The 22,367-nt window shown below is 68.6% G+C and carries 18 protein-coding genes and 2 pseudogenes; 7 read left to right on the top strand and 13 right to left on the bottom strand.

The window, feature by feature from the left end; genetic code table 11:
• Positions 1 to 90 precede the first annotated feature (90 nt).
• On the top strand, positions 91 to 1,905 hold the full coding sequence (recQ, locus tag AC27L4_RS15195; protein WP_487143812.1) for a DNA helicase RecQ: 1,815 nt from the start codon (positions 91 to 93) through the stop codon (positions 1,903 to 1,905).
• 191 nt (positions 1,906 to 2,096) lie between these two features.
• Here recQ and AC27L4_RS15190 read toward each other — a convergent pair whose 3' ends face one another.
• A complete protein-coding gene (locus AC27L4_RS15190; RefSeq protein WP_487143069.1) occupies positions 2,097 to 3,353 on the bottom strand; it encodes a multidrug effflux MFS transporter in 1,257 nt (418 codons plus the stop codon).
• 285 nt (positions 3,354 to 3,638) lie between these two features.
• Between AC27L4_RS15190 and AC27L4_RS15185 the strand changes: the two genes are divergently transcribed.
• Positions 3,639 to 5,414, top strand: coding sequence for a VanW family protein (locus AC27L4_RS15185; RefSeq protein WP_487143068.1), 1,776 nt, complete (start codon positions 3,639 to 3,641; stop codon positions 5,412 to 5,414).
• Between the two features lie 85 nt (positions 5,415 to 5,499).
• Here the strand turns inward: AC27L4_RS15185 and AC27L4_RS15180 are convergent, their stop codons facing one another.
• Positions 5,500 to 7,293, bottom strand: a complete 1,794-nt coding sequence (locus AC27L4_RS15180; RefSeq protein ID WP_487139914.1) for an IS1634 family transposase — start codon at positions 7,291 to 7,293, stop codon at positions 5,500 to 5,502.
• A gap of 289 nt (positions 7,294 to 7,582) precedes the next feature.
• Between AC27L4_RS15180 and AC27L4_RS15175 the strand changes: the two genes are divergently transcribed.
• The gene (locus tag AC27L4_RS15175) at positions 7,583 to 7,720 is read left to right on the top strand and encodes a hypothetical protein (protein ID WP_487143067.1); all 138 of its coding nucleotides are present in this window, start codon (positions 7,583 to 7,585) and stop codon (positions 7,718 to 7,720) included.
• Positions 7,717 to 8,124: pseudogene (locus AC27L4_RS15170) on the top strand (PIN domain-containing protein). Before AC27L4_RS15175 ends, AC27L4_RS15170 begins: the two are co-directional and overlap by 4 nt.
• 43 nt (positions 8,125 to 8,167) lie before the next feature.
• On the opposite strand, the gene acs reads toward AC27L4_RS15170, so the two are convergent.
• A complete protein-coding gene (gene acs, locus AC27L4_RS15165; protein ID WP_487143066.1) occupies positions 8,168 to 10,114 on the bottom strand; it encodes an acetate--CoA ligase in 1,947 nt (648 codons plus the stop codon).
• 179 nt (positions 10,115 to 10,293) lie between these two features.
• Here acs and AC27L4_RS15160 point away from each other — a divergent pair, with 179 nt between their 5' ends.
• Entirely contained in the window at positions 10,294 to 11,400 is a 1,107-nt protein-coding gene (locus AC27L4_RS15160) for a sulfite oxidase (RefSeq protein ID WP_487143065.1), read from the top strand.
• A gap of 96 nt (positions 11,401 to 11,496) precedes the next feature.
• Here AC27L4_RS15160 and AC27L4_RS15155 read toward each other — a convergent pair.
• Together AC27L4_RS15155 and AC27L4_RS15150 are read right to left on the bottom strand one after the other, a co-directional pair.
• Positions 11,497 to 11,721 (bottom strand): annotated as a pseudogene (locus AC27L4_RS15155) (type II toxin-antitoxin system RelE/ParE family toxin); the annotation flags it as partial.
• An 81-nt stretch (positions 11,722 to 11,802) separates the two neighbouring features.
• Positions 11,803 to 12,075, bottom strand: coding sequence for a type II toxin-antitoxin system ParD family antitoxin (locus AC27L4_RS15150; RefSeq protein ID WP_487143064.1), 273 nt, complete (start codon positions 12,073 to 12,075; stop codon positions 11,803 to 11,805).
• A gap of 290 nt (positions 12,076 to 12,365) precedes the next feature.
• Between AC27L4_RS15150 and AC27L4_RS15145 the strand changes: the two genes are divergently transcribed.
• Positions 12,366 to 12,569 (top strand): hypothetical protein, encoded by a 204-nt coding sequence (locus AC27L4_RS15145; RefSeq protein ID WP_487143063.1) that lies wholly within the window; start codon positions 12,366 to 12,368, stop codon positions 12,567 to 12,569.
• Between the two features lie 18 nt (positions 12,570 to 12,587).
• On the opposite strand, the gene AC27L4_RS15140 is transcribed toward AC27L4_RS15145, so the two are convergent.
• A complete protein-coding gene (locus tag AC27L4_RS15140; RefSeq protein WP_487143062.1) occupies positions 12,588 to 13,961 on the bottom strand; it encodes a cytochrome-c peroxidase in 1,374 nt (457 codons plus the stop codon).
• On the opposite strand from AC27L4_RS15140, the gene AC27L4_RS15135 reads away from it, so the two are divergent.
• Positions 13,960 to 15,516 (top strand): acid phosphatase, encoded by a 1,557-nt coding sequence (locus AC27L4_RS15135; protein WP_487143061.1) that lies wholly within the window; start codon positions 13,960 to 13,962, stop codon positions 15,514 to 15,516. The two genes, AC27L4_RS15140 and AC27L4_RS15135, sit on opposite strands and share 2 nt — an antisense overlap.
• 252 nt (positions 15,517 to 15,768) lie before the next feature.
• Here the strand turns inward: AC27L4_RS15135 and AC27L4_RS15130 are convergent, their stop codons facing one another.
• From AC27L4_RS15130 to AC27L4_RS15100, 7 genes are all read right to left on the bottom strand, one after another.
• A complete protein-coding gene (locus tag AC27L4_RS15130; RefSeq protein ID WP_487143060.1) occupies positions 15,769 to 16,188 on the bottom strand; it encodes an EVE domain-containing protein in 420 nt (139 codons plus the stop codon).
• A gap of 9 nt (positions 16,189 to 16,197) precedes the next feature.
• Positions 16,198 to 16,485 carry a YciI family protein gene (locus tag AC27L4_RS15125; RefSeq protein ID WP_487143059.1) on the bottom strand — a complete coding sequence of 96 codons (288 nt, stop codon included), beginning with the start codon at positions 16,483 to 16,485 and terminating at the stop codon, positions 16,198 to 16,200.
• 221 nt (positions 16,486 to 16,706) lie between these two features.
• A complete protein-coding gene (locus AC27L4_RS15120) occupies positions 16,707 to 17,597 on the bottom strand; it encodes a bifunctional 5,10-methylenetetrahydrofolate dehydrogenase/5,10-methenyltetrahydrofolate cyclohydrolase (RefSeq protein WP_487143058.1) in 891 nt (296 codons plus the stop codon).
• Positions 17,598 to 17,792: 195 nt separating this feature from the next.
• The gene (gene glnT / locus AC27L4_RS15115) at positions 17,793 to 19,100 is read right to left on the bottom strand and encodes a type III glutamate--ammonia ligase (RefSeq protein WP_487143057.1); all 1,308 of its coding nucleotides are present in this window, start codon (positions 19,098 to 19,100) and stop codon (positions 17,793 to 17,795) included.
• Positions 19,101 to 19,210: 110 nt separating this feature from the next.
• Positions 19,211 to 20,539: an FMN-binding glutamate synthase family protein gene (locus AC27L4_RS15110; RefSeq protein ID WP_487143056.1), complete on the bottom strand. Its 1,329-nt coding sequence runs from the start codon at positions 20,537 to 20,539 to the stop codon at positions 19,211 to 19,213.
• Between the two features lie 205 nt (positions 20,540 to 20,744).
• A complete protein-coding gene (locus tag AC27L4_RS15105) occupies positions 20,745 to 21,431 on the bottom strand; it encodes a protein GlxC (RefSeq protein WP_487143055.1) in 687 nt (228 codons plus the stop codon).
• Position 21,432: 1 nt separating this feature from the next.
• Positions 21,433 to 22,329: a class II glutamine amidotransferase gene (locus AC27L4_RS15100; protein WP_487143054.1), complete on the bottom strand. Its 897-nt coding sequence runs from the start codon at positions 22,327 to 22,329 to the stop codon at positions 21,433 to 21,435.
• Between the last annotated feature and the right edge of the window lie 38 nt (positions 22,330 to 22,367).

Raw genomic sequence — 22,367 nt, 5'->3', positions numbered from 1 at the left:
GGAAAGCCGTGGAGCGACCGCCCGGAAACGGCCTTGCCCCTGGCCGTCATGCGGCATCGGCGCTATCGACCCGAATCACCTGCCCGCGCCATGGTCCGCCGCATGAACGATCCGCACCACATCCTCGAGCATGTCTTCGGCTTCTCGGGCTTCCGCCCCGGCCAGCAGGCGATCGTCGATGCGGTGCTGGCCGGCGAGGACGTGCTGGCGGTGATGCCGACGGGCGGCGGCAAGTCGCTGTGCTACCAGCTGCCGGCGCTGGCGCGGGACGGGCTGACCCTGGTGGTCTCGCCGCTGATCGCGCTGATGCGCGACCAGGTGGCGCAGCTCCGGCGCAACGGCGTCGAGGCCGGCAGCCTCTCGTCCGGCAACGACGACGAGGAGCGGGCGCGCGTCGCCGAGGCCATGCGCGCCGGCCGCCTCAAGCTGCTCTACGCCTCGCCCGAGCGCCTGGCGCTTCCCGCCACCATCGACTGGCTGGCGCGCTCCAACGTCAGGCTGCTGGCGATCGACGAGGCGCATTGCGTCTCGCAATGGGGCCACGACTTCCGGCCGGAATATGCGCTGCTCGGCGACGTCCGGCGCGAGCTCGGCGGCGTCCAGACCATGGCGCTGACCGCGACCGCCGACGTCGCCACGCGCGAGGACATCGCCCGGCGCCTGTTCCAGGCGCCGCCGCGCACCTTCATCCACGGCTTCGACCGGCCCAACATCCGCCTGGCCATGCAGGCCAAGGACAATGCCAGGCGCCAGATCCTGCGCTTCGCCGAGCGCCATCGCGGCCAGAGCGGCATCGTCTACTGCGCCACCCGCAAGGACACGGAGGCGTTTGCCGAAGCGCTCAGCGGCAGCGGCTTCAACGCGCTCGCCTATCATGCCGGGCTCGACGCCTCGGTCCGCGCCCGCAACCAGGACGCCTTCCTGCAGGAGGACGGCGTGGTGATGGCGGCCACCGTCGCCTTCGGCATGGGCATCGACAAGCCGGACGTCCGCTTCGTCGCCCATGCGGCGCTGCCCAAGTCGATCGAGGCCTATTACCAGGAGATCGGCCGCGCCGGGCGCGACGGCCTGCCGGCCGACACGCTGACGCTCTACGGCCTCGACGACATCCGCTTGCGCCGCCAGCAGATCGACGACGGCGAGGCGAGCGAGGAGCAGAAGCGCATCGAGCGCCAGCGCCTCAACGCGCTGATCGCCCTGGCCGAGGCGCCGCGCTGCCGGCGCCAGACGCTGCTGTCCTATTTCGCCGAGGCGAGCGAGCCGTGCGGGCGCTGCGACCTGTGCGAGGGCGGGGTCAAGGTGTTCGACGGCACGGTCGAGGCGCAGAAGATCCTGTCCGCCGCAGTGCGCACCGGCGAGCGCTTCGGGGTCGAGCACCTCGTCGCCGTGCTCATGGGCGAGGAGACCGACGCGGTGCAGCGCGCCGGGCACCAGGCGCTCAAGACCTTCGGCGTCGGCAAGGACCGGCCCAAGGCGGAATGGCGGTCGCTGATCCGGCAGGTCTACGCGCTCGGGCTGATGCAGATGGAGATCGGCGCCTACGGCACGTTCACGGTCACCGAGCGCGGCTGGGGCGTGCTGAAGGGGGCGGAACGGGTCGACCTGCGCGCCGACGTGCTGCAGCCGCGCGAGAGCGGGCGGTCGCGGCGCGAGGCGGCGCGCGAGGAGGCGGGGCTGCCGGTGGACGACGCCCTGCTGGCGGCGCTCAAGGCCCTCAGGCTCGAGCTGGCCAAGGCCGAGTCGGTGCCGGCCTACGTGGTCTTCACCGACAAGAGCCTGATCGACATGGCGACGCTTCGCCCGCGCGATCCCTATGCCATGCGCCTCGTGCACGGCGTCGGCGATGCCAAGCTGGCACGCTATGGCGAGGCCTTCCTCGCCGTCATCGCCAAGCATGTCGGCTAAGCAGCTTCTCGTGGCTCCCGCCACGATTGATTTTGCATTTTCAATGCGAAATCAATGCTGCTCAAACTTAGAAGTGTAAGCAGGTTCGAGAGAACCTGCTTAGGCCGGAAAGCCGCTCCCGGATCCGGGACTGCGGCGGCGGCCGGGAGCGAGGTTCCCGCTGAGGGCTCGCCCGCGCGCCCGGCGCCGCGTCACGCCGGATCGGGGTGGTGCGGCCGGAACAGCCGGCCGTTCTCCGTCCACAGCACCACCAGCAGGCAGGCGATCCCCAGGCCGAGATAGCCGGCCGCCAGCGGCAGGATGGTGCCGTCGAAGGCCTGGCCGATGACATAGCCGCCGACCGCGCCCATCAGCGTGGTGTAGCAGCCGATGAAGGAGGAGGCGGTGCCGGCGATATCGCCGAGCGGCTCCATCGCCATGGCGTTGAAGTTGGGCATGGTCAGGCTGAGCAGGAAATGCGCGGCCGCCAGCGTCACCCCGAACAGGAGCAGCGGCGGCCGGCCGGCGAAGACGAGGCCCTGCGCCAGCAGCAGGACGGCCGCCAGGATGAAGCCGCAGATGCCCAGATGCGCCAGCCGCCGCATGCCGAGGCGCCGCACCAGCTTGGAATTGGCGAAGGACGCGGCGCCCATGCAGGCGGCGATCAGGGCGAAGACCAGGGCGAACCAGTCGCCGAGATGATAGACCTCGGTCTCGAAGATCTGCTGCGCCGAGCCGATATAGGTCATCAGGCAACCCATGGCGAGGCCGAGCGCCGTGCCGTTGCCGATCGAGGCCCGCGTCGTCACGGTGCGCCGGATGCCGCCGCCGATCTTGGCGAGCGAGACCGGCATCCGGTATTCCGGGTGCAAGGTCTCGGGCATGCGCAGGCCGAACCAGATCACTACCATCAGGGCCAGGGCCAGCATGCTGACGAAGATCAGCCGCCAGCTGCCCAGCATCAGGAAGAAGCTGCCGGTGGCGGGAGCGATCACCGGCACGATGATGAACACCATCATGGTCAGCGCCATGACGCGCGCCATGTCCCGGCCGGCGAAGCGATCGCGCACGATGGCGACCGCCAGCACCCGCGCCGCCGCGCCGCCCAGCCCCTGGACGGTGCGGGCGACGAGCAGCGCCTCGAAACTGTGGGCAAAGATCGCCAGCCCGGTTCCGGCGGCATAGACGGCGAGACCGAGGATCAGGATCGGCCGCCGGCCGATCATGTCGGAGAGCGGACCGTAGACCAGCTGCATCGCGGCGAAGCCGCCCATATAGGCGGTGATGATCAGCTGCATCTCGTTGGCGTCGGCGACACCGAACCCCTCGCGGATCGGCTCGAAGGCCGGCAGCAGGTTGTCGATCGACAGCGAGACCAGCGCCATGACCATGGCGATGAGGAAGACGAATTCGCGAAAGGACGGTTCCGGGGCCGGCCGGGCGGCCGAGCCGCTGACGGCTTGTGACATGACTGGCTCGAAATGGAAGGGCAAAGGCGGGCCGGGCGCAAAGCCGGCGCGAAAAAATATGCCTGACCATTAGCACGCCCAGCGTGGCATTTCCGTGATGAAATCGGCCGGATCGATCAAAGATTTCCATGGATGGGACAAAGCGGCATCATGGAACGGCACGGGCCGCCCTGAGGGCCGCGTCCGCGTCCCCCGGCGCCGGGCTCGTGCCGGTGCGCACAGCCGGACGGGGCGAAGTGGCCGATGACGGCAGGCGACGCAACGCCGGACCTGCCGGATCGAGCCATGTCGACCATTCCGCTCCTGCCTCATCACGGCGTCCCGACCTTGGGGGACGCCTTGCTCTTCACCGCCAAGACGGCGGTGCTGCGGACCCTGCGCGCCGTTGGCGAGGCCGCGGCTGGCGACGGCGCGAGCCGCCATGCGGCCGGGGCGCGCCACGGCGACGCGCCCGTGGTGGCGCGGGTGCGCTCGCCGCTCTGGACCGGGCCGGGCGGGACGCAGGACCGGGCCCTGACCGCCGGCAAGGTGCAGAACCTGCGGATGGCGCTACGCGGCCTCGACGGCGTCGAGGTGCCGGCGGGCGCGGTGCTCAGCTTCTGGAAGCAGGTCGGCCGCGCCACGCGCCGCCGCGGCTTCGTCGCCGGCCGCGAACTGCGCGAGGGCTGCCTGGTCGCCAGCGTCGGCGGCGGCCTGTGCCAGCTGTCGAATGCCCTGTACGAGGCGGCGCTGCAGGCCGGCTTCGAGATCGTCGAGCGCCACGCCCACAGCCGCGTCGTCCCGGGCTCACGGGCCCAGGCCGGCCGCGATGCCACCGTGTTCTGGAACTATGTCGACCTGCGCTTCCGCAGCCCGCGACCCTTCCGCATCGAGGCGCGACTGACCGCCGACGCGCTGGAGCTGGTGCTGCGCGCGCCCGGACCCGGCCCTGTGGCCGGCGCGCCGGCGGCGGCCGGGATGGCGGATGTCCGGCGCGAGGCGCATGACTGCACGAACTGCGGCGAGACGGCCTGCCGGCTGGTCAATCCCGAAACGGTCCTGAGCGGCGATCCGCCGACGGCCTGGCTGCTCGATGCCGCCCTGCCCGAATTCGCGGCGCTGTTCTCCGCGCGGGCGAAGGCGCAGGACATGCTGCTCCTGCCGACACGGCTGTTCGGCGGCAGGCGCTATGACTGGGCGAGGGGACGCTGCGGCCGGGAGGCCTCGGCCGATCTCGCGGCCCTGCGCCGCTCGCTGGCGCTGCGCCGCGCACCCGACGGCGCGGCCGTGCAGGGGAGAATCCTCGTTGCCGACGCCCGCCTTGCCGCGGCCCATGCCCGGCGGCTGTCGCATCTCGACACCCATCTCGTCGTGTCGCAGAACCTCTTGCCGCATCTGTGGCGCCTCGGCGTGCTGCAGGGCCGCAGCTTCGAGGTGCTGATGGAGCGCCTGCCGCTCGACGTGCTGCACGAGACGCTCGACGCGGCGCTGGCCCGCCATCCCGGCAGCCCAACCCTCGGCGATTTCCGTGCCTCGGCGGCGATCGTCGCGGCCGAACGGGCGGCGCTGGACCAGGCCGCGCGCCTCGTCACCGCCCATCGCGGCGTCGCGGCGCTGTTTCCCGGCCGGACCGTGCTGCTCGACTGGGCGCCGGCCGAGCCGCTGCCGGCCCGCTGCGGCGGCCGGACCATCTTGTTCCCGGCCTCCGCCCTCGGCCGCAAGGGCGCCCACGCCTTGCGCGCGGCGCTTGCCGGCCTCGACGTCGAGCTGCTGGTGCAGGGCGGCGCCACGGAGAGCCCGGGCTTCTGGGGCGACCTGCCGGTTCGGCGCCTCGCGCCGGGCGAAACGCCGGCCGAGCTCGCGGCGGTGGTGCTGCCCGCCATCGTCGAGCACCAGCCGCGCCTGCTGCTGCGGGCGCTGGCGGCCGACATCCCGGTGATCGCGACCGCCGCCTGCGGCCTCGGCGAGCGGGACGGGCTGACGCCGGTGCCGGCCGACGACGCGGCGGCGCTGCGCGCGGCGATCCTTGCATTGCCGTCCCCCCCTATGCCGGTCTTCCCGGATGCAGGCCGGACGTCGTAGCCAACTGGGACCAACCGGCCTATGCTAGCCCGTCTTCGCGGATTGGGGGCAGATTGAGGCATCCCCGCGGTTGGCGATCAATGGGTTAGGCTAAAAGGTCTTCACTACGTCGACTGGCTTGGGCGAGGACGGAGGAGGTGATTCTGGGCGGGGGCTGTGGCGGCAATTGGAGCTTGAGGCGGCTGATGAGGAGGCTGAGTTCGGGCTCGGGCTGGGTGTAGCGGGTCAGCTGGATCTCGCGACCATCGGTGGTGGGCAAGTGGACGTCGATCATCTGGATGGCAACGAACTTTTCCAGAGCACTTCGAGCGGTCAGTCCCGGGGCCAGGGCGTGGAGGCGGCGGGTCAGGGTGATCTGCAGGCAATAGGCCAGGAAGGCGATGAAGATGTGGGCTTCTATCCGCCTCTCATCCTTGTGGAAGACCGGGCGGATCGCCAGGTCGCCTTTCAGGGTCTTGAAGACCTCTTCGACGGCGACGAGCTGAATGTAATATTGCCATAGCAGGGCGGGATCGTTGTCGGTGAGATTGGTTCGCAGCAGATAGCGCCCTTCACGCCGTCTGATGGTTCGCAGCCTCTTGCGGTCGAGGCGGAAGGTCAGCCCGCCGTTCTTGTCGATGTCGACATCGACCAGGCGCCAGGCGGTCGGCGCCTTGGAGCGCGCGGCGCCCAGCTTCATCAGGAGCTCCTCGCGGGAGACCGCCATGGCGGCGATCTGCCGGAGCCGCTTCCACAGCCATTTCAACTGCCGCCGCCGCATGGCCCGTTCCTTGGAGACGCGGTCGAGGCTCTGGGCGAAGACATAGAGTTCGCCATCCTCGGCCAGCAGCTTCACCTGAACGCCCTGCCGCGCCTCCTGCCAGGGCTTGTCCAGCAGGTGCTTTTCCAGGCGGTTCAGCCGTCCCTTGGGCGTTCCCACCAGATACTGGACCGGCGGGTCACTGGCCCGCATCTGTGCCAGGGCCGCCTCGGTGGGAATGCCGCGATCCATCACCCAGACGCGCCGCGCCTTGCCGTATTGCTGCTCGATCTTGCCGAGGAACATCCCCAGCGTCTTGCTGTCGGCGGTGTTGCCGGCCAGCACCTCGTAGGCCAAAGGCAAGCCCTCCGGGGTGACGACCAGGGCGATCACCACTTGCGGACAGTCCGGCCGCTTGTCGCGGCTATAGCCGTGACGGCGCTTGTCGCCCTCGGGCAGATCCGAGGCGTTGACCTCAAAATAGGTGCTGGTCAGATCGTAGAGCAGCACGTCGAAGCGGGCGTTGAACAGATCGCGCCAGCGCTCCGCCAGATGAGCGAACAGGGTCTGCCTGTGCGCCAGGAGCAGGTCGTGGCAGGCATACAGTTTGTGCGCCTCGGCCAACCCGAAGTCCGCCCCCAAGAGGTCGGCCATGGCGCTACGCTCGAACCATTCGCGATGCAGGCGCCATTCGCTGCCCGGTGCGATCAGGCGATAGGTCACCAGAACCTGAAGCACCTGGTCCCAGCGTGTCCCCTTGCGGCTCGGCGGCAGGCGGTCGGCCCAGAACCGATCGAGGTGCAGGTCGCGCCATAGGAGCCCGGCCAGCCAACAGGCACCCCATTGGCGCGGCCGGCACAGCCGGAGCTCCGACAAGCGAAGCTGCACCACTGAGGCATCGGCCGCGACGGCTTGGCAGCGATCCTCCGGAAACAGAGCCAGCGTCTGTCGATCGCCGGTGTCGGTATCGAGCACCTCGATGGCTTTGCGCCAGGCGGCGGCCTGAGAAGAGTTGATTTCACCCAAATACAAAACCTGCCGCTGCACCACCCGGCCATCGTCGAGACGCTTGTTCTCGACGATGTTCCAGTAGGTATGCGTCTTGCCGTCCTTCCTTCGCTCGGTTCGTCGCAGAAACATGGCGACATGAATCTATGCACGCCAAACCGTATCTTGGAAATAGCCTAGGTCTTCACTACAGCCGATTCCGGTAGAACATGCGAACCTCGCCTCAATCAGATCAAATACTTACGCGCTCAAAAAACCTCGAAATCGACGTTTCCGCGCGCGAATCCGCGAAGACGGGCTAGGGCCTGTGCTCGCGGGGGTGACGATGGGCTCCGAACGGCACGTCAAGTTTTTCAGGAACGGACGGAATCAGGCCGTGCGGATCCCGCGCGGGTTCGAGCTTCCGGGTGAGGAGGCCATCATGCGCAAGGAGGGCGAAAGGCTGATCATCGAACCGGCTCCGCCGAAGTCGCTGCTCGCGATTCTTGCGACCCTGGCGCCGCTCGACGAAGACTTTCCGCCGATCCCCGATCCGGTTCCCGATCCGGTCGACCTTTGATGAGCTACCTGCTCGACACCAACATCGTGTCCGACCTCGTCCGCAACCCCTCTGGCTCGGTTACCCGCCATATCCGCAGGATCGGCGAAACGCGGGTCAGCACCAGCATCATCGTGGCAGCGGAATTGCGTTACGGGGCTGCGAAGAAAGGTTCGCAGCGACTCACCGCTCAACTCGATGCCGTGCTTGCCGGCCTTGAAATTCTGCCCTTCGAGGCCCCCGCCGACGTGGCCTATGGACGAATCCGCGTCGCGCTCGAAAGCGCAGGTACTCCCATCGGCAGCCATGATCTTCTCATCGCCGCTCAGGCTGTTGCCCTCGGCTAGACCGTCGTGACCGACAATGAGCGCGAGTTTGCCCGCGTCGACGGCCTGCCCTGCAAGAATTGGCTCCGGCACCCTTGATTCGCCCTGCCGCGTCGGATGACCGATGCGGCAGGGCGAAACGCTACGCCTTGCCCCGGTTCTGGCGGTTGGCGATGAGGTCGTCGACCACGGTCGGGTCGGCCAGGGTCGAGGTGTCGCCGAGGGCGCCGAAATCGTCCTCGGCGATCTTGCGCAGGATGCGGCGCATGATCTTGCCCGAGCGGGTCTTCGGCAGGCCAGGCGCGAACTGGATCAGGTCGGGCGAGGCGATCGGGCCGATCTCCTTGCGCACCCAGATCACCAGCTCCTTGCGCAGGGACTCGTCGGCCACCTCGCCGGTCATCAGCGTCACATAGGCATAGATGCCCTGGCCCTTGATGTCGTGGGGATAGCCGACCACCGCGGCTTCCGACACCTTGGCGTGGGCGACGAGGGCGCTCTCCACCTCGGCCGTGCCCATGCGATGGCCGGAGACGTTGATGACGTCGTCGACGCGGCCGGTGATCCAGTAATAGCCGTCCTCGTCGCGGCGGCAGCCGTCGCCGGTGAAGTACTTGCCCTTGTAGGCGGCGAAATAGGTGTCGAAGAAGCGCTGGTGGTCGCCGTAGACCGTACGCATCTGGCCCGGCCAGGAATCGGCGATGACCAGGTTGCCGGAGCAGGGGCCGTCCAGGACCTTGCCTTCGGCGTCGACGATCTCCGGCCTGACCCCGAAGAACGGGCGGGTGGCGGAGCCCGGCTTGAGGGCCGTGGCGCCGGGCAGCGGCGTGATCAGGATGCCACCGGTCTCGGTCTGCCACCAGGTGTCGACGATCGGGCAGCGGTTGTCGCCGACCACGCGGTGATACCACTCCCAGGCTTCCGGGTTGATCGGCTCGCCGACCGAGCCGAGCAGGCGCAGCGAGGCGCGCGAGGTCTTCTTCACCGGCCCCTCGCCTGCGCCCATCAGGGCGCGGATGGCGGTGGGCGCGGTGTAGAAGGTGTTGACCTTGTGCTTGTCGATCACCTCCCAGAAGCGGGCGTTGGTCGGCCAGGTCGGCACGCCCTCGAACATCAGCGTGGTGGCGCCGTTGGCGAGCGGCCCGTAGACGATGTAGCTGTGGCCGGTGACCCAGCCGACATCGGCGGTGCACCAGTAGATGTCGCCGTCATGGTAGTCGAAGACGTATTGGTGCGTCATCGCCGCGAAGACGAGATAGCCGCCGGTGGTGTGCAGCACGCCCTTGGGCTTGCCGGTCGAGCCGGAGGTGTAGAGGATGAACAGCGGGTCTTCCGCGTTCATCGACTCGCAGGGGCATTCGGCCGGGACGTCCCTGGCCGCGTCCTCGTAGTAGACGTCGCGCCCGGCGGTCATCGGCACGGTCGCGCCGGTGCGACGCACCACCACGACGGAGGTGACGCCGCCGGCCTTGGCACAGGCGGCATCGACGTTGAGCTTCAACGGCACCGGCCTGCCGCCGCGCAGGCCCTCGTCCGCGGTAACCACGACGCTCGAACTGCAGTCGGCGATGCGTCCGGCCAGCGAATCCGGCGAGAAGCCGCCGAACACGATGGAGTGGGTGGCGCCGATGCGGGCGCAGGCGAGCATGGCATAGGCCGCCTCGGGGATCATCGGCAGGTAGATGGTCACCCGGTCGCCGCGCTTGACACCCTGCGCCTTCAGGACATTGGCGAAGCGCTGCACCTCGGCATGCAACTCGCGGTAGGTGATATGCTTCGATTCGGTCGGGTTGTCGCCCTCCCAGATGATCGCCGTCTGGTCGCCGCGCTTGGCCACATGGCGGTCGACGCAGTTGTAAGCGACATTGGTCTCGCCATCTTCGAACCAGCGGATGGAAACGTCCGGGGCATAGCGCGTGTTCTTGACGATCGTATAAGGCTTGAACCAGTCGATCCGCTTGCCGTGCTCGCCCCAGAACTTGTCGGGATCGTCGATCGAAGCGGCGTAGAGCTCCTGATACTTCGCGTCGTCCACATACGCTCGTGCCGCCCAGTCGGCAGGTACATCATAGACCTTCGCGTCGGACATCGCTTCCTCCAACAGATGGCCCATACGGGCTCTTTCCGCTCTCTGGATTAGGCCAAAGTTACGCGGCGGTGCAAGGGCGAAGGCACCAGACATTGGTCGCCCCGTCTTGCGCGTTTCACGCAATCTGTTTGCATGGCGGATGAACGGGGCCTTCCCCGATTCCAGCCGCAGGAGGCTCCATGCGCCGCGCCGACCAGACCGGCCTGATCGTCCGGCAGAAGTCGCCGCTCAACCTGGAGTTCCAGTTCTCGACGCTGGCGGACTGGCAGATCCCGGTGGACCAGTTCTATGTGCGCAGCCATTTCCCGACGCCGCGGCTGCGCGGGCCCGAGTGGCAGCTCAAGGTGCGCGGCAGCATTGGCCGGCCGCTCGACCTCGGCCTCGAGGCCTTGAAGGCGCTGCCGCAGACGAGCTTCCCGGCGGTGATGGAATGCGCCGGCAATGGCCGCGTGTTCTACGAGCCGGCCCGCGAGGGGCTGCAATGGCAGAACGGCGCGGTCGGCAACGCCGAATGGAGCGGCGTGCTGCTGCGTGACGTCCTGTCGCAGGCCGGCGTCCAGCCGGATGCGGTCGAAGTCATCCTGGTCGGCGCCGACCGCGGCGTGGTCGACGGCGGCAAGAAGACCGCCTCGCCCGGCCCGATCGCGTTTGCCCGCAGCCTGCCGCTCGACAAGGCGCTCTCCGACGGCGTCTTGCTGGCGCTCGCCATGAACGGCGAGCCGCTCACCCCCGACCATGGCTTCCCGCTGCGGGCGGTGGTCGGCGGCTGGTTCGGCATGGCCTGGATCAAATGGCTGACCGAGGTCCGGGTCGTGCCGCGGCCGTTCCGCGGCTATTGGCAGGCGCGCGACTATTTCCGCTGGGAACGCAGCCTGGGCGAGCCCATGCTGGTGCCGCTCGACGAGATGGAGGTGAAGTCGCAGATCGCCCAGCCGGTCAACGGTGCCACCGTCCGCGCCGGCGAGCCGGTCCGGGTGTTCGGCGCCGCCTGGAGCGGCGAGGCGCCGATCGTCCGGGTCGAGGTCAGCACGAACGAGGCCGGCGACTGGCGCCCGGCGGCCCTGGTCGAGCCGCAGACGCGCTACGGCTGGCGCTTCTGGGAGCTTGCCTGGACCCCGCCGGCGCCGGGCCGCTACACCCTGCGCTGCCGCGCCACCGACGCGACCGGCCGCGTGCAGTCGGAGGAGCAGACCTCGGACTGCGAAAGCTATGCGGCGAACTGGATCATCCCCGTCGAGGTCAAGGCCGTGGCCGAGCAGCGCAGCGCCGACGACTTCGTCATCTGACGAGGTGACGCCGGAAGCCGGTTGAGTAAAGGGGCGATGCTCGAAAACACGGCACCTCTGCCTTGTCGGGCAACTGGGACGGTTTTCGTGAAGTGATTATTCCTCGTCTTGCCCGTCGTCCCGTTCCAGGAGCACGTCAAGGTCTCGCCCTCGATAGCTGATGCGACCGATACGAACTGTATCCTCGGCGATCACAAACGCGACCGCGATGCGACGGCGGTGGCTGGCGATCCCGAGGCCCGGCCGGATTTCATCAGCCGAACGCCCTCGAAAAGGCATTGAGGCCAGGTTCTCGCAAAAGGCCCGAATCTCCTGAATGAACCCAAGGGCGGCCCGCTTCGTTCAGCGACATAGGCATAGAGGTCTTCAATGTCCGCTTCCGCACGAGGCCGGAATACAAGCCTATGTGTCACGTTTGGACGCCTCGATGTCGGCCTTCGCCTTGCGTTCGAGGCGATCGAAAACGGTGTCGGCCGGGATGTCGGGGCGGCGATCGTCGAAGGCTTCGTTGATTTCGCGCTTTAGCCGTTCCCGCGTCTCGAGGCGGCTGGTCTCGTGGTCCTCCAGAAGGCGCAGTCCGGCGCGGACCACCTCGCTGATGTTCTGAAAGCGCCCGCGCTCGATCTGCCGCTTCACGAATTCCTCGAAATGAGCACCAAAATTTACGTTCGCCATGAGACACCTCCTCATCGAGGATTCTAGGTCGCCGACAATAGATAGCAATAGATGTTCTCATGCGACGCGCCCGCCCCGGAGGTGGCAATGCCGTGCCGGAATCCGGCCGAGCTGGCCTCGTCCGAGGCGGGATGACGAGGGCTCCTCCTCCTCGACGCAGAGACCGAAGATCCGGCCCTGCCCTTGCAAGCGGCCGCCGCGTTTGGCCGGTGGCGGAAACGGCGGCCTTGACACCTTGCCCCGCCGGGCGCGTCAATGCGGGCGGGTCCATCAATCGCGGGACGAGGCTCATGGATGTCGACAAGGCCATTGCGCAGGTGTCCGCGGCGGGCATCGAGCTGACGGATCGCCGCCGCAACGGCGCGGATGATGCCTGGGTGCTGAGCTTCTCGAACGGGGCGGTGCTGACCCTGTCCGATGGCGGCGTGGCCGTCGCCGAGGGCCGCGGCGCCGACGACATCGTGCGGATCCTGGACCTGCCGGCCCGCAGCTGATCGCAGCGGGACGGCCGGTCATTGCGACCGGTCGTAGCCGTCGGTCAGCGTGTTCAGGAAGGCGACGAGGTCGTCGATCTCGGCGGCGTTCAACGCGGGCGCCTCGCCCGGCCGGCGGTCGAACGGCGGATCCGCATTGACGTTGGCCTTGGCGAAGGGCGGCAGGTCGTCATACTTGTCGACGACGCCGTCCGCGGTCCGCGGGTACCAGCGCCCGGGATCGGTCTCCCGCCCGGCATAGAATTCCACCGCCTCGCGCAGCGTATGGAACACGCCGTTGTGGAAGAAGCTTCGGCGCAGGGCGACGTTGCGCAGCGTCGGCGTGCGGAACAAGCCGCAATAGTCGACCCGGCCGGCGAAATCCGTGCGCAGCGGACCGCATAGCCCGAGGTCGAAGAAGGCGGGATCGGCGTTGGCGGGAATGGCGGGATTGCGCGGCACGCCGAGCGCGATCAGGCCGAAATCCGTGAACTGCGGCGGCGTGCCGTCATTGCCGCGGCGGCTGATGTGGCAGGAGGCGCAGTTGCCTTTGGCGGCATCCTCGAACAGCGCGAGCCCCCGGGCCTCCTGCGCCGTCAGGCTCGCCTTGCCCGCCAGGACGGCGTCGTATTTGCTGGTGTAGGGATAGAAGAGGCCGGCATCCTGCTGGAACACCTCCAGCGCCCTCACGGCCGTGCGGTAGAGCGCCGCCGGGTCGGATCTGCCCGCCGTCCCGATGAGGACGGCCATCCGTTCGCCGTAGCCGGCGGCCGCGAGACGGGCGGCCACGGCCGCCTCGTCCTTGTTGGCCATCTCGAAATCCGAAAGCAGCGGGATCCTCGCCTGGTCCCGGCCGCGATCGACGCGCCCGTCCCAGGTCAGGCCGCCGGTCGGCCCGTTGTCGATGCTCTCGTCGGCCTCGTCCTCGGAGTCGAAGAAATGCTCGGTGAAGGCGGGGACGGCCTGGAGATAGGTCAGCGTCGGCACCGCCCGCAGCCCAGGCCGGCGCAGATCGCTGCCGCCGAGCTGGACCGGGGCCGCGTTGGCCGGGCCGAAGGCATGGGCGGGATCATGGCAGGAGGCACAGGCCAGCTTGCCGGAGGCGGAGAGGGCCGGATCGAAGAACAGCGCCCCACCGAGCTCGCGCAGCAGCGCGACGCGGCGACGGACCTCCGCGCGCGACAGGCCGCCCTCCCCGGCACTCGCGGCGGGGCCGGCCTGCCGACCGGGCTCGGCGGCGAAGGCCGCGGCGGCGAGCCCGATCGCCGCGGCGCCGATGAGCGCCAGGATCGGTCCGCCGGCCCTTGTGCGCCGGAAGCCTTGTGTGATTTCCTGCCGCCAGCGTCGGCGCTCCCCGGCGATCCGGGAAAGCGCGCTGCGCCGGCAACGGGACAGCGGAGGGATGACAGGCATGCGCAGGAGATCCATCGCAACGGCATCGGCTTTCGGGCTTGCGACGCTGCTTCCCGCCGCGGCGCAGGCCGGCGGATACAATGACGACCCTGCCCAGAACCTCAAGCTGATCGACACCGTCGTCGTGATCTATGCGGAGAATCGCAGCTTCGACAATCTCTACGGCAGCTTCCCCGGTGCCAACGGGTTGGCGAACGCCTGGCCGACGGCGCTTTTGCAGCGCGACCGCGACGGCACGCCCCTCAAGGAATTGCCGCCGGTCTGGGACGGGCTGACCGCCAAGGGCGTCAAGCCGCCAGTGACCCAGGCCGAGACCGAGCATCTGCCGAACCGGCCGTTCCGGGTCGACGACCCGCAGGGCTTCAACCTGCCGCTCGACACCATCACCCACGACCTCTGGCACCGCTTCTACCAGAACCAGATGCAGATCAACGGCGGGCGCAACGACAAGTTCGTCGCCTTCGCCGATTCCGGCGCCATGGTGATGAGCCTGTGGGACGGCTCGAAGACCGCCATGTGGGACGTGGCGCGCAAATATGTCCTGGCCGACAACTTCTTCATGGGCGGGTTCGGCGGCTCCTTCTTCAACCATCAATGGCTGGTGTGCGCCTGCGCGCCGGTCTACCCCGATGCCGACAAGGCCGCCGCCAAGCCGTCGATCGCAGTTGTGGAGCCCGACGGGGTGACGCTGAAGCTCGCGGCCAATTCCCCCGCCTCGGCGATGGACGGCATCCCGAAATTCGCCGGCGACGGCAACCTCACGCCCGATTTCCGGGCCGTCAACACCATGCAGCCGCCCTATCAGCCGAGCGGCAATCCGCCGGCCAAGGGCGCCGATGCGGCGACGGCCGATCCCGCGGCGCCGACGACGCTGCCGCCGCAGACCGAGCCGACGATCGGCGACCTGCTCAGTCTCAAGCATGTCGGCTGGGCCTGGTATGGCGGCGCCTGGCAATTCGTGCTGGACAACGGCAACAAGACGCCGGTGCCCAACTTCCAGTACCACCACCAGCCGCTGAACTATTATGCCAGCTTCGCGCCGGGCACGCCGGCCCGGGCCGAGCACCTGCGCGACGGCGGGCTCGCCGGCGCCGAATTCCTCAAGGCCGTCGACGCCGGGACGCTGCCGGCGGTGTCGTTCTACAAGCCGCAGGGCGACCTCAACGAGCATTCCGGCTACGCCGACATCCGGGCCGGTGACGCTCACATCGCCGACGTCGTCGCCCATCTCGAGCGCAGCCCGCAATGGCAGCACATGCTGGTCGTCGTCACCTACGACGAGAATGGCGGCTTGTGGGACCATGTGGCCCCGCCCAAGGGCGATCGCTGGGGCCCGGGGAGCCGCATCCCCGCGATCATCATCTCGCCCTTCGCCCGCCGCGGCGTCGTCGACCACACGCCGATGGACACGACGTCGATCCTGCGCTTCATCACCCGCCGCTTCGAGCTGCCGACCCTGCGCGGCATCACGGTGCGCGACGACGCGGTGGCAGCCGCCAACCAGCCGCCGCTCGGCGACCTGACCAGCGCGCTCGACCTTTCCGCGCCGCGGTGAGGCCGGGGCATCCGGAAGGCGCGGACACGGACCGGACGATGCAAGAAAGCCTTCTCCGCGAGGCGGGGAAGGTGTCAATCCGAAGGATTGACGGATGGGGTGTGGCGGGCAGGGGCAAGCCGGTGTTCGGCCGGCACGACGGTCGGGCAGGGCGATAAAGGGCGCGATCCACCCTCCACACCCCATCAGACGCCCCTTGTGCGTACGGCCGCGCCGACGCTGGATCCCGCCTAAGGTGGCAGGCCCCGGCGATCAGCCCTTGTAGCCGCCCATGGCGCAGACGATCGCCCATTCCTCGTCCGTCACCGGCTGCACCGACAGGCGCGAGAACGCGACCAGCGCCATCTTGGCGAGCCGCGGCTCGGCCTTGACGGCGGCGAGCGTCACCGGCTTGGGGAAGGGGGCGACGGCCTTGAAGTCGACCAGCACCCAGGGCTCGCCCGGCGTCGCCGGGTCGGGATAATGCTCGCGCACCACCTCGGCGACGCCGACGACCGCCTTGCCTTCGTTGGAATGGTAGAAGAAGGCCTGGTCGCCCACCTTCATCGCCATCAGGTTGAGCTTGGCGGCGTGGTTGCGCACACCGTCCCAGGGCGTGCCCTTGGACCCCGCGGCGACCTGCTTGTCCCAGGACCAGACGTCCGGCTCCGACTTGATCAGCCAATGCGCCATGGTCCGGCCTCACGCCTTCGGCGGCTTGACGCCCCAGCGCCAGCGCCGGATCTCGGTGGAGACGAACAGGCCGGCCTCGGCATAGGGGTCGCCGCCGGCGAGCGCCTTGGCGTCGGCTTCCGATGCGACGTCGACGATCAGCATCGAGCCGATCGGGCGCTCCTGATCGTCGAGGAAGGGGCCGGCAGCCAGCAGGGCGGCGCCCTGGGCGTTGAGATAGTCGAGATGCGCCGGACGGACCTGCGCGCGAAGGTCGAAGCCGTCGGGCTTGTCCTTGCAAAGAATGACGAACTGCATGCGTGTCTCCCTCAACGGCGCCGGCGGGGCTGCGCCGGCCCGGCGCAGCGTCCGCCACGGGTATAACTGCCGCCGGTGCGGTTTGCGAGACCGTTCGTCCCCGCTCGAGCAGAGCGCGTCCTGGTGGAAACGTGCTCTGCTCGAGCTCCTTGTTTCGACGCGTCATTGCGACGTGACGCGACTCCGTCAGATCGCAAAACGCTGCAGGCGGGGACGAAGCGTCAGGCCAGCTCGATGCGGGCCTGCGCCGCCACCACGGTGTTGTGCAGCAGGCAGGCCACCGTCATCTTGCCGACGCCGCCGGGCACCGGGGTGATATGGGCGGCGCGGCCCATGGCTTCGGCGGTCGCGACGTCGCCGACGATGCGGCCCTTGCCGTCCTCGGTCGGCACGCGGTTGATGCCGACGTCGATGACGACAGCGCCGTCCTTGATCCAGTCGCCGCGCACCATCTCCGGCCGGCCGACCGCCGCCACCAGGATGTCGGCCTCGCGGCAGACCGCGGCGAGGTCCTTCGTGCGGGAATGGGCGATGGTCACGGTGCAGTCGTTGGCGAGCAGCAGCTGCGCCATGGGCTTGCCGACGATGTTGGAGCGGCCGACCACCACGGCGGTCTTGCCGGTGAGGCCGCCGGGACCGAGCGTGTCGTGCAGCATCATCAGCGAGCCGAGCGGGGTGCAGGGGATCAGCATCCGCTCCGGGTCGACCTTGGCGGCGGTGAACAGGCGGCCGACATTCATCGGATGGAAGCCGTCCACGTCCTTGTCGGGATGGATGGCGCCGATCATCATCTGGCCGTCGAGATGATCGGGCAGGGGCAGCTGCACCAGGATGCCGTCGACGCCGGGGTCGGCGTTGAGGCGGGCGATCTCGGCCAGCAGGGCCTCGGCGCCGATGGTCTCGGGCAGCTCGATCAGCCGGCCGTCGATGGCGGTCTCGTGCGCCATCTTGGTCTTGGTGCGGACATAGGCGCGGCTGGCGGGATGGTCGCCGACGATCACCACGTCGAGGCGAGGCTGCCGGCCGTGGCGGGCGGCAAAGGCCTCGGCCCGCGCCTTGGTGCGCTCGCGCAGCCTGGCTGCATGGACATTGCCGTCGATCAGGGTGGTCATGGCTCGGCCTCGCGGGATGCCGGACCGTCGCGGCGCGGGGACCCCGATCCGCGCGATGCCGCAATGGCCGTGGGACGATGATGGGTGGGCGCAGGAGCGTTCGCCCGCGACCACTCCCACCTCATACGGCCGGCGGCCGGAGGGGGGAGAGTCGCAGGCGCCGCATTCTGTCCCGATTTGCCGGTGTGGCGGGGCTTACACGTCGAGCGTGTGGTCACGCTCCCACTGGGTGAAATGGGAGCAGAAGCTGTCCCACTCCCGACGCTTCAGCTTCAGGTAGGCCTCGGAGAACTCGTTGCCGAGCGCGGCCTTGAGGCTCTCGTCCTTGTCGAAGTTGCGCAGGGCGTCGAGCAGGTTCAGCGGCAGCTTCGGCGCGTCCGTCACCGTGTGGCCGTCCTTGTACATGTCGATGTCGTAGCGCTTGCCGGGATTGGCTTCCGAGTGGATGCCGTCGAGGCCGGCGGCGACGATCACGGCCTGCATCAGGTAGGGGTTGGCGGCGCCGTCGGGCAGGCGCAGCTCGAAGCGGCCCTTGCCGGGCACGCGCACCATGTGGGTGCGGTTGTTGCCGGTCCAGGTCACGGAGTTCGGCGCCCAGGTCGCGCCGGAGATGGTGCGCGGCGCGTTGATGCGCTTGTAGGAGTTCACGGTCGGGTTGGTGATCGCCGACAGCGCCTCGGCATGCTTCATGATGCCGCCGAGGAAGTAGTAGCCCTGCCGGGACAGGCCCATCTCGTCCTCGGCGTCATAGAACATGTTCACCTTGCCGGCCTTGTCCCACACCGAGATATGGGCATGGCAGCCCGAGCCGGTCAGGCCGGGGAAGGGCTTGGGCATGAAGGTGGCGCGCAGCCCGTACTTCTCGGCGACCGAGCGCACCATGAACTTGAAGAAGGAGTGGCGGTCGGCGGTGATCAGGCAGTCGTCGAAGTTCCAGTTCATCTCGAACTGGCCGTTGGCGTCCTCGTGATCGTTCTGGTAGGGCTGCCAGCCCAGCTCCAGCATGTAGTCGCAGATCTCGGCGATCACGTCGTAGCGGCGCATCAGCGCCTGCTGGTCGTAGCAGGGCTTGGCCGCATTGTCCTTGCCGTCGGAGATGGCGGTGCCGTCGGCGTCGACCAGAAAGAATTCGGCCTCCACGCCGGTCTTGACGTAGAGGCCTTCCTTGGCCGCGTTCGCCATGACGTTCTTGAGCACCACGCGCGGTGCCTGGCCGACGAGCTTGTCCTCCATCACGCAGTCGGCCGCGACCCACGCCACTTCCTTGCGCCAGGGCAGCTGGATGACGGCGTCCGCATCGGGCAGGCCGAAGAGGTCGGGATGGGCCGGCGTCATGTCGAGCCAGGTGGCGAAGCCGGCGAAGCCCGCGCCGTCCTTCTGCATGTCCGCGATCGCCGCCGCCGGGACCAGCTTGGCGCGCTGGGCGCCGAACAGGTCGGTGTAGGAGATCATGAAGTAGCGGATGCCCTTTTCTTTCGCGAGCGTCGCAAGGTCCTGCGCCATTGTCGTCGATTCCCGTCTGGGTGAGAGGGCCGTGCTTGCCGCACGGCTGATTGTCGTTCGCATAGGCTCGTGCGACGGCCGGCGTCGTGGCGCCGGCCGTCGCGGTCGGGTCAGAAGGGACCGCGTCCCGGCACCCAGCTGGTGCCGGCCAGCGGCACGCCCGCCATGGCCGCGGCCTCGATGGTCAGGGCGCACAGATCCTCGGGCTCGAGGTTGTGCACGTGGTTCTTGCCGCAGGCGCGGGCGATGGTCTGGGCTTCCAGCGTCATCACCTTGAGGTAGTTGGCCAGGCGCCGGCCGGCCTTGACCGGGTCGAGGCGCTCCATCAGCTCCGGATCCTGGGTGGTGATGCCGGCCGGGTCGCGGCCCTCGTGCCAGTCGTCATAGGCGCCGGCCGTGGTGCCGAGCTTGCGATATTCCTCCTCGAGCGCCGGGTCGTTGTCGCCCAGCGCCACCAGGGCGGCGGTGCCGATCGACACCGCGTCGGCGCCGAGCGCCAGGGCCTTGGCCACGTCGGCGCCGTTGCGGATGCCGCCGGAGACGATCAACTGGACCTTGCGGTGCATGCCCAGATCCCGCAGCGCCTGCACGGCCGGGCGGATGCAGGCGAGGATCGGCTGGCCGACATGCTCGATGAACACTTCCTGGGTGGCGGCGGTGCCGCCCTGCATGCCGTCGAGCACGACCACGTCGGCGCCGGCCTTCACGGCCAGGGCGACGTCGTAGTAGGGCCGGGCGCCGCCGACCTTGACGTAGATCGGCTTCTCCCAGTCGGTGATCTCGCGCAACTCGAGGATCTTGATCTCCAGGTCGTCCGGGCCGGTCCAGTCGGGATGGCGGCAGGCGGAACGCTGGTCGATGCCCTTGGGCAGGGTGCGCATCTGGGCGACGCGGTCGGAGATCTTCTGGCCGAGCAGCATGCCGCCGCCGCCGGGCTTGGCGCCCTGGCCCACCACCACCTCGATGGCGTCGGCCTTGCGCAGGTCGTCCGGGTTCATGCCGTAGCGCGAGGGCAGGTACTGATAGACCAGGTGCCTGGACTGGCCGCGCTCCTCGGGGGTCATGCCGCCGTCGCCGGTGGTGGTCGAGGTGCCGGCGAGCGAAGCGCCGCGGCCGAGCGCCTCCTTGGCGCGGCCGGACAGCGAGCCGAAGCTCATGCCGGCGATGGTGATCGGGATCTTGAGCTCGATCGGCTTCTTGGCGTGACGCGAGCCGAGCACGACATTGGTCGCGCATTTCTCGCGATAGCCCTCGAGCGGGTAGCGCGAGATCGAGGCGCCGAGGAACAGGAGGTCGTCGAAATGCGGCACCTTGCGCTTGGTTCCGGCGCCGCGGATGTCATAGATGCCGGTGGTCGCGGCGCGGCGGATTTCCGACAGGGTGTAGTCGTCGAAAGTCGCGGACTTGCGCGGGACGGTGGGCGGGTTGTGGTAGCTCATGGATGGCTCCGTAACCTCTGTCCCGGACGGATGCGGCCCGCAGGGCGAGGTGAACGTGTGAATGGGCGCCGGACGGCTCTTGTCTTGGGCTGGAGGGCAAGGCCCTCTCGATCCGCCTCTCCCGGCAGGCCGCGCGATCCGGGCCTGCCGCCTGCGAGCCCACCCCGGAACCGGCCGGGGTGGCGGGAGAGGGATGCGACGCCGGTCAATAGGCGTCGGCGTTGTCGATGTTGAAGTTGTAGAGCTTCCGGGCCGAGCCGTAGCGCTTGAACTCGCTCGGCTTGACGTCCTCGAATCCCGCCTTGTCCAGGAGGCCGGCAAGGATCTCCAGGTGCTCGGGGCGCATCTCCTTCTCGATGCAGTCGGCACCGAGGCTCTTGACCGCGCCGCGCACGAACAGGCGGGCCTCATAGATGGAGTCGCCGAGGGCGTCGCCGGCGTCGCCGCAGACCACGAGGTTGCCGGACTGGGCCATGAAGGCCGACATGTGGCCGATATTGCCCTTCACGACGATGTCGATACCCTTCATCGAGATGCCGCAGCGCGAGGCGGCGTTGCCCTCGATCACCAGGAGGCCGCCCTTGCCGGTGGCGCCGGCATACTGGCTGGCATCGCCCTTGATGCGAACCTCGCCCGACATCATGTTCTCGGCGACGCCCGGCCCGGCCGAGCCGTGCACGACGATGGTGGCGTCCTTGTTCATGCCGGCGCAGTAATAGCCGACGCTGCCCTTGATCTCGACGGTGACGGGCGCATCGACGCCGACTGCGACGGCATGCGACCCTTTCGGATTCACAACCTCCCAGGCCGTCTCGTTGGCGCCCTCCTTGAGGGCGTGCAGGGACTGGTTCAGCTCGCGCAAGGGGGTCTTGGCGAGGTCGATTGTCTGCATCTCAACGCTCCCAGAAATAGACGGTCGAGGGCTCGGGCTCCCACACCCGGGCATTCTCGATGCCGGGGAGATTGACCAGCGCCCGGTATTCCGAACCGAAGGCGACATACTGATCGGTCTCGGCCAGCACGGCCGGCTTGCAGGCGATGGGATCGCGCAGCACGCCGAAGCCGTTCTTGGTGCCGACCACGAAGGTGTAGAAACCGTCGAGATCCTCCAGGCCCTTCTCCAGCGCCTGGCCGAGATTGAGGCCCTGGTTCATCCGCCAGGTCAGGTAGGCGGCGGCAACCTCGGTGTCGTTCTCGGTTTCGAAGGTCATGCCGTCGTGCTTGAGCTCGCGGCGCAGGTTGTTGTGGTTCGACAGCGAACCATTGTGCACCAGGCACTCGTCCGCCCCGGTGGAGAAGGGGTGGGCGCCGAGGGTGGTGACCGCCGATTCCGTCGCCATGCGGGTGTGGCCGATGCCGTGGGTGCCGGTCATGGCCGAGAGCGCAAAGCGCTTGGACACGTCGGTGGGATAGCCGACTTCCTTGTAGATCTCGATCGCCTCGCCGGCGCCCATGATCCGCACGGACGGGCGCAGCTCGGGGAGGGCGGCGCGGGTCGCCTCGACCTTGTCGGCCGGCACGGTCAGCACCGCATGGGTGGACTTGACCTCGATCGTCACGGCAGCGTTGAGCTTTTCGCTGAGCGCCCTGTCGAGGCCGGCGAAATCGGCCTCGGGGGTCGCCGACTGCACGGTGACCTTGGCCTTGCCCGTCTCGGGGGCGCCGTAGACGGCAAAGCCGGCGGAATCCGGCCCGCGATCGCACATGGTGGCGAGCATGTCGGACAGCAACGCGCCGAGCTCCGGCTCCAGCGCCTTATCCTTGATGAAGAGACCGACGATCCCACACATGGGGCGGATCCTCCGCTGTTGATGTTGCCGAACGCTAG

Source organism: Labrys sp. Lb11 (assembly GCF_057554225.1).
This window is presented reverse-complemented; position numbering and strand designations above follow the sequence as displayed.

Bases quoted from the DNA above. Each gene is read 5' to 3' on its own strand.
- recQ (WP_487143812.1), top strand. From the start codon at position 91: ATGGTCCGCCGCATGAACGATCCGCACCACATCCTCGAGCATGTCTTC.
- AC27L4_RS15190 (WP_487143069.1), bottom strand. From the start codon at position 3,353: ATGTCACAAGCCGTCAGCGGCTCGGCCGCCCGGCCGGCCCCGGAACCG.
- AC27L4_RS15185 (WP_487143068.1), top strand. From the start codon at position 3,639: ATGTCGACCATTCCGCTCCTGCCTCATCACGGCGTCCCGACCTTGGGG.
- AC27L4_RS15180 (WP_487139914.1), bottom strand. From the start codon at position 7,293: ATGTTTCTGCGACGAACCGAGCGAAGGAAGGACGGCAAGACGCATACC.
- AC27L4_RS15175 (WP_487143067.1), top strand. From the start codon at position 7,583: ATGCGCAAGGAGGGCGAAAGGCTGATCATCGAACCGGCTCCGCCGAAG.
- acs (WP_487143066.1), bottom strand. From the start codon at position 10,114: ATGTCCGACGCGAAGGTCTATGATGTACCTGCCGACTGGGCGGCACGA.
- AC27L4_RS15160 (WP_487143065.1), top strand. From the start codon at position 10,294: ATGCGCCGCGCCGACCAGACCGGCCTGATCGTCCGGCAGAAGTCGCCG.
- AC27L4_RS15150 (WP_487143064.1), bottom strand. From the start codon at position 12,075: ATGGCGAACGTAAATTTTGGTGCTCATTTCGAGGAATTCGTGAAGCGG.
- AC27L4_RS15145 (WP_487143063.1), top strand. From the start codon at position 12,366: ATGGATGTCGACAAGGCCATTGCGCAGGTGTCCGCGGCGGGCATCGAG.
- AC27L4_RS15135 (WP_487143061.1), top strand. From the start codon at position 13,960: ATGCGCAGGAGATCCATCGCAACGGCATCGGCTTTCGGGCTTGCGACG.
- AC27L4_RS15140 (WP_487143062.1), bottom strand. From the start codon at position 13,961: ATGCCTGTCATCCCTCCGCTGTCCCGTTGCCGGCGCAGCGCGCTTTCC.
- AC27L4_RS15130 (WP_487143060.1), bottom strand. From the start codon at position 16,188: ATGGCGCATTGGCTGATCAAGTCGGAGCCGGACGTCTGGTCCTGGGAC.
- AC27L4_RS15125 (WP_487143059.1), bottom strand. From the start codon at position 16,485: ATGCAGTTCGTCATTCTTTGCAAGGACAAGCCCGACGGCTTCGACCTT.
- AC27L4_RS15120 (WP_487143058.1), bottom strand. From the start codon at position 17,597: ATGACCACCCTGATCGACGGCAATGTCCATGCAGCCAGGCTGCGCGAG.
- glnT (WP_487143057.1), bottom strand. From the start codon at position 19,100: ATGGCGCAGGACCTTGCGACGCTCGCGAAAGAAAAGGGCATCCGCTAC.
- AC27L4_RS15110 (WP_487143056.1), bottom strand. From the start codon at position 20,539: ATGAGCTACCACAACCCGCCCACCGTCCCGCGCAAGTCCGCGACTTTC.
- AC27L4_RS15105 (WP_487143055.1), bottom strand. From the start codon at position 21,431: ATGCAGACAATCGACCTCGCCAAGACCCCCTTGCGCGAGCTGAACCAG.
- AC27L4_RS15100 (WP_487143054.1), bottom strand. From the start codon at position 22,329: ATGTGTGGGATCGTCGGTCTCTTCATCAAGGATAAGGCGCTGGAGCCG.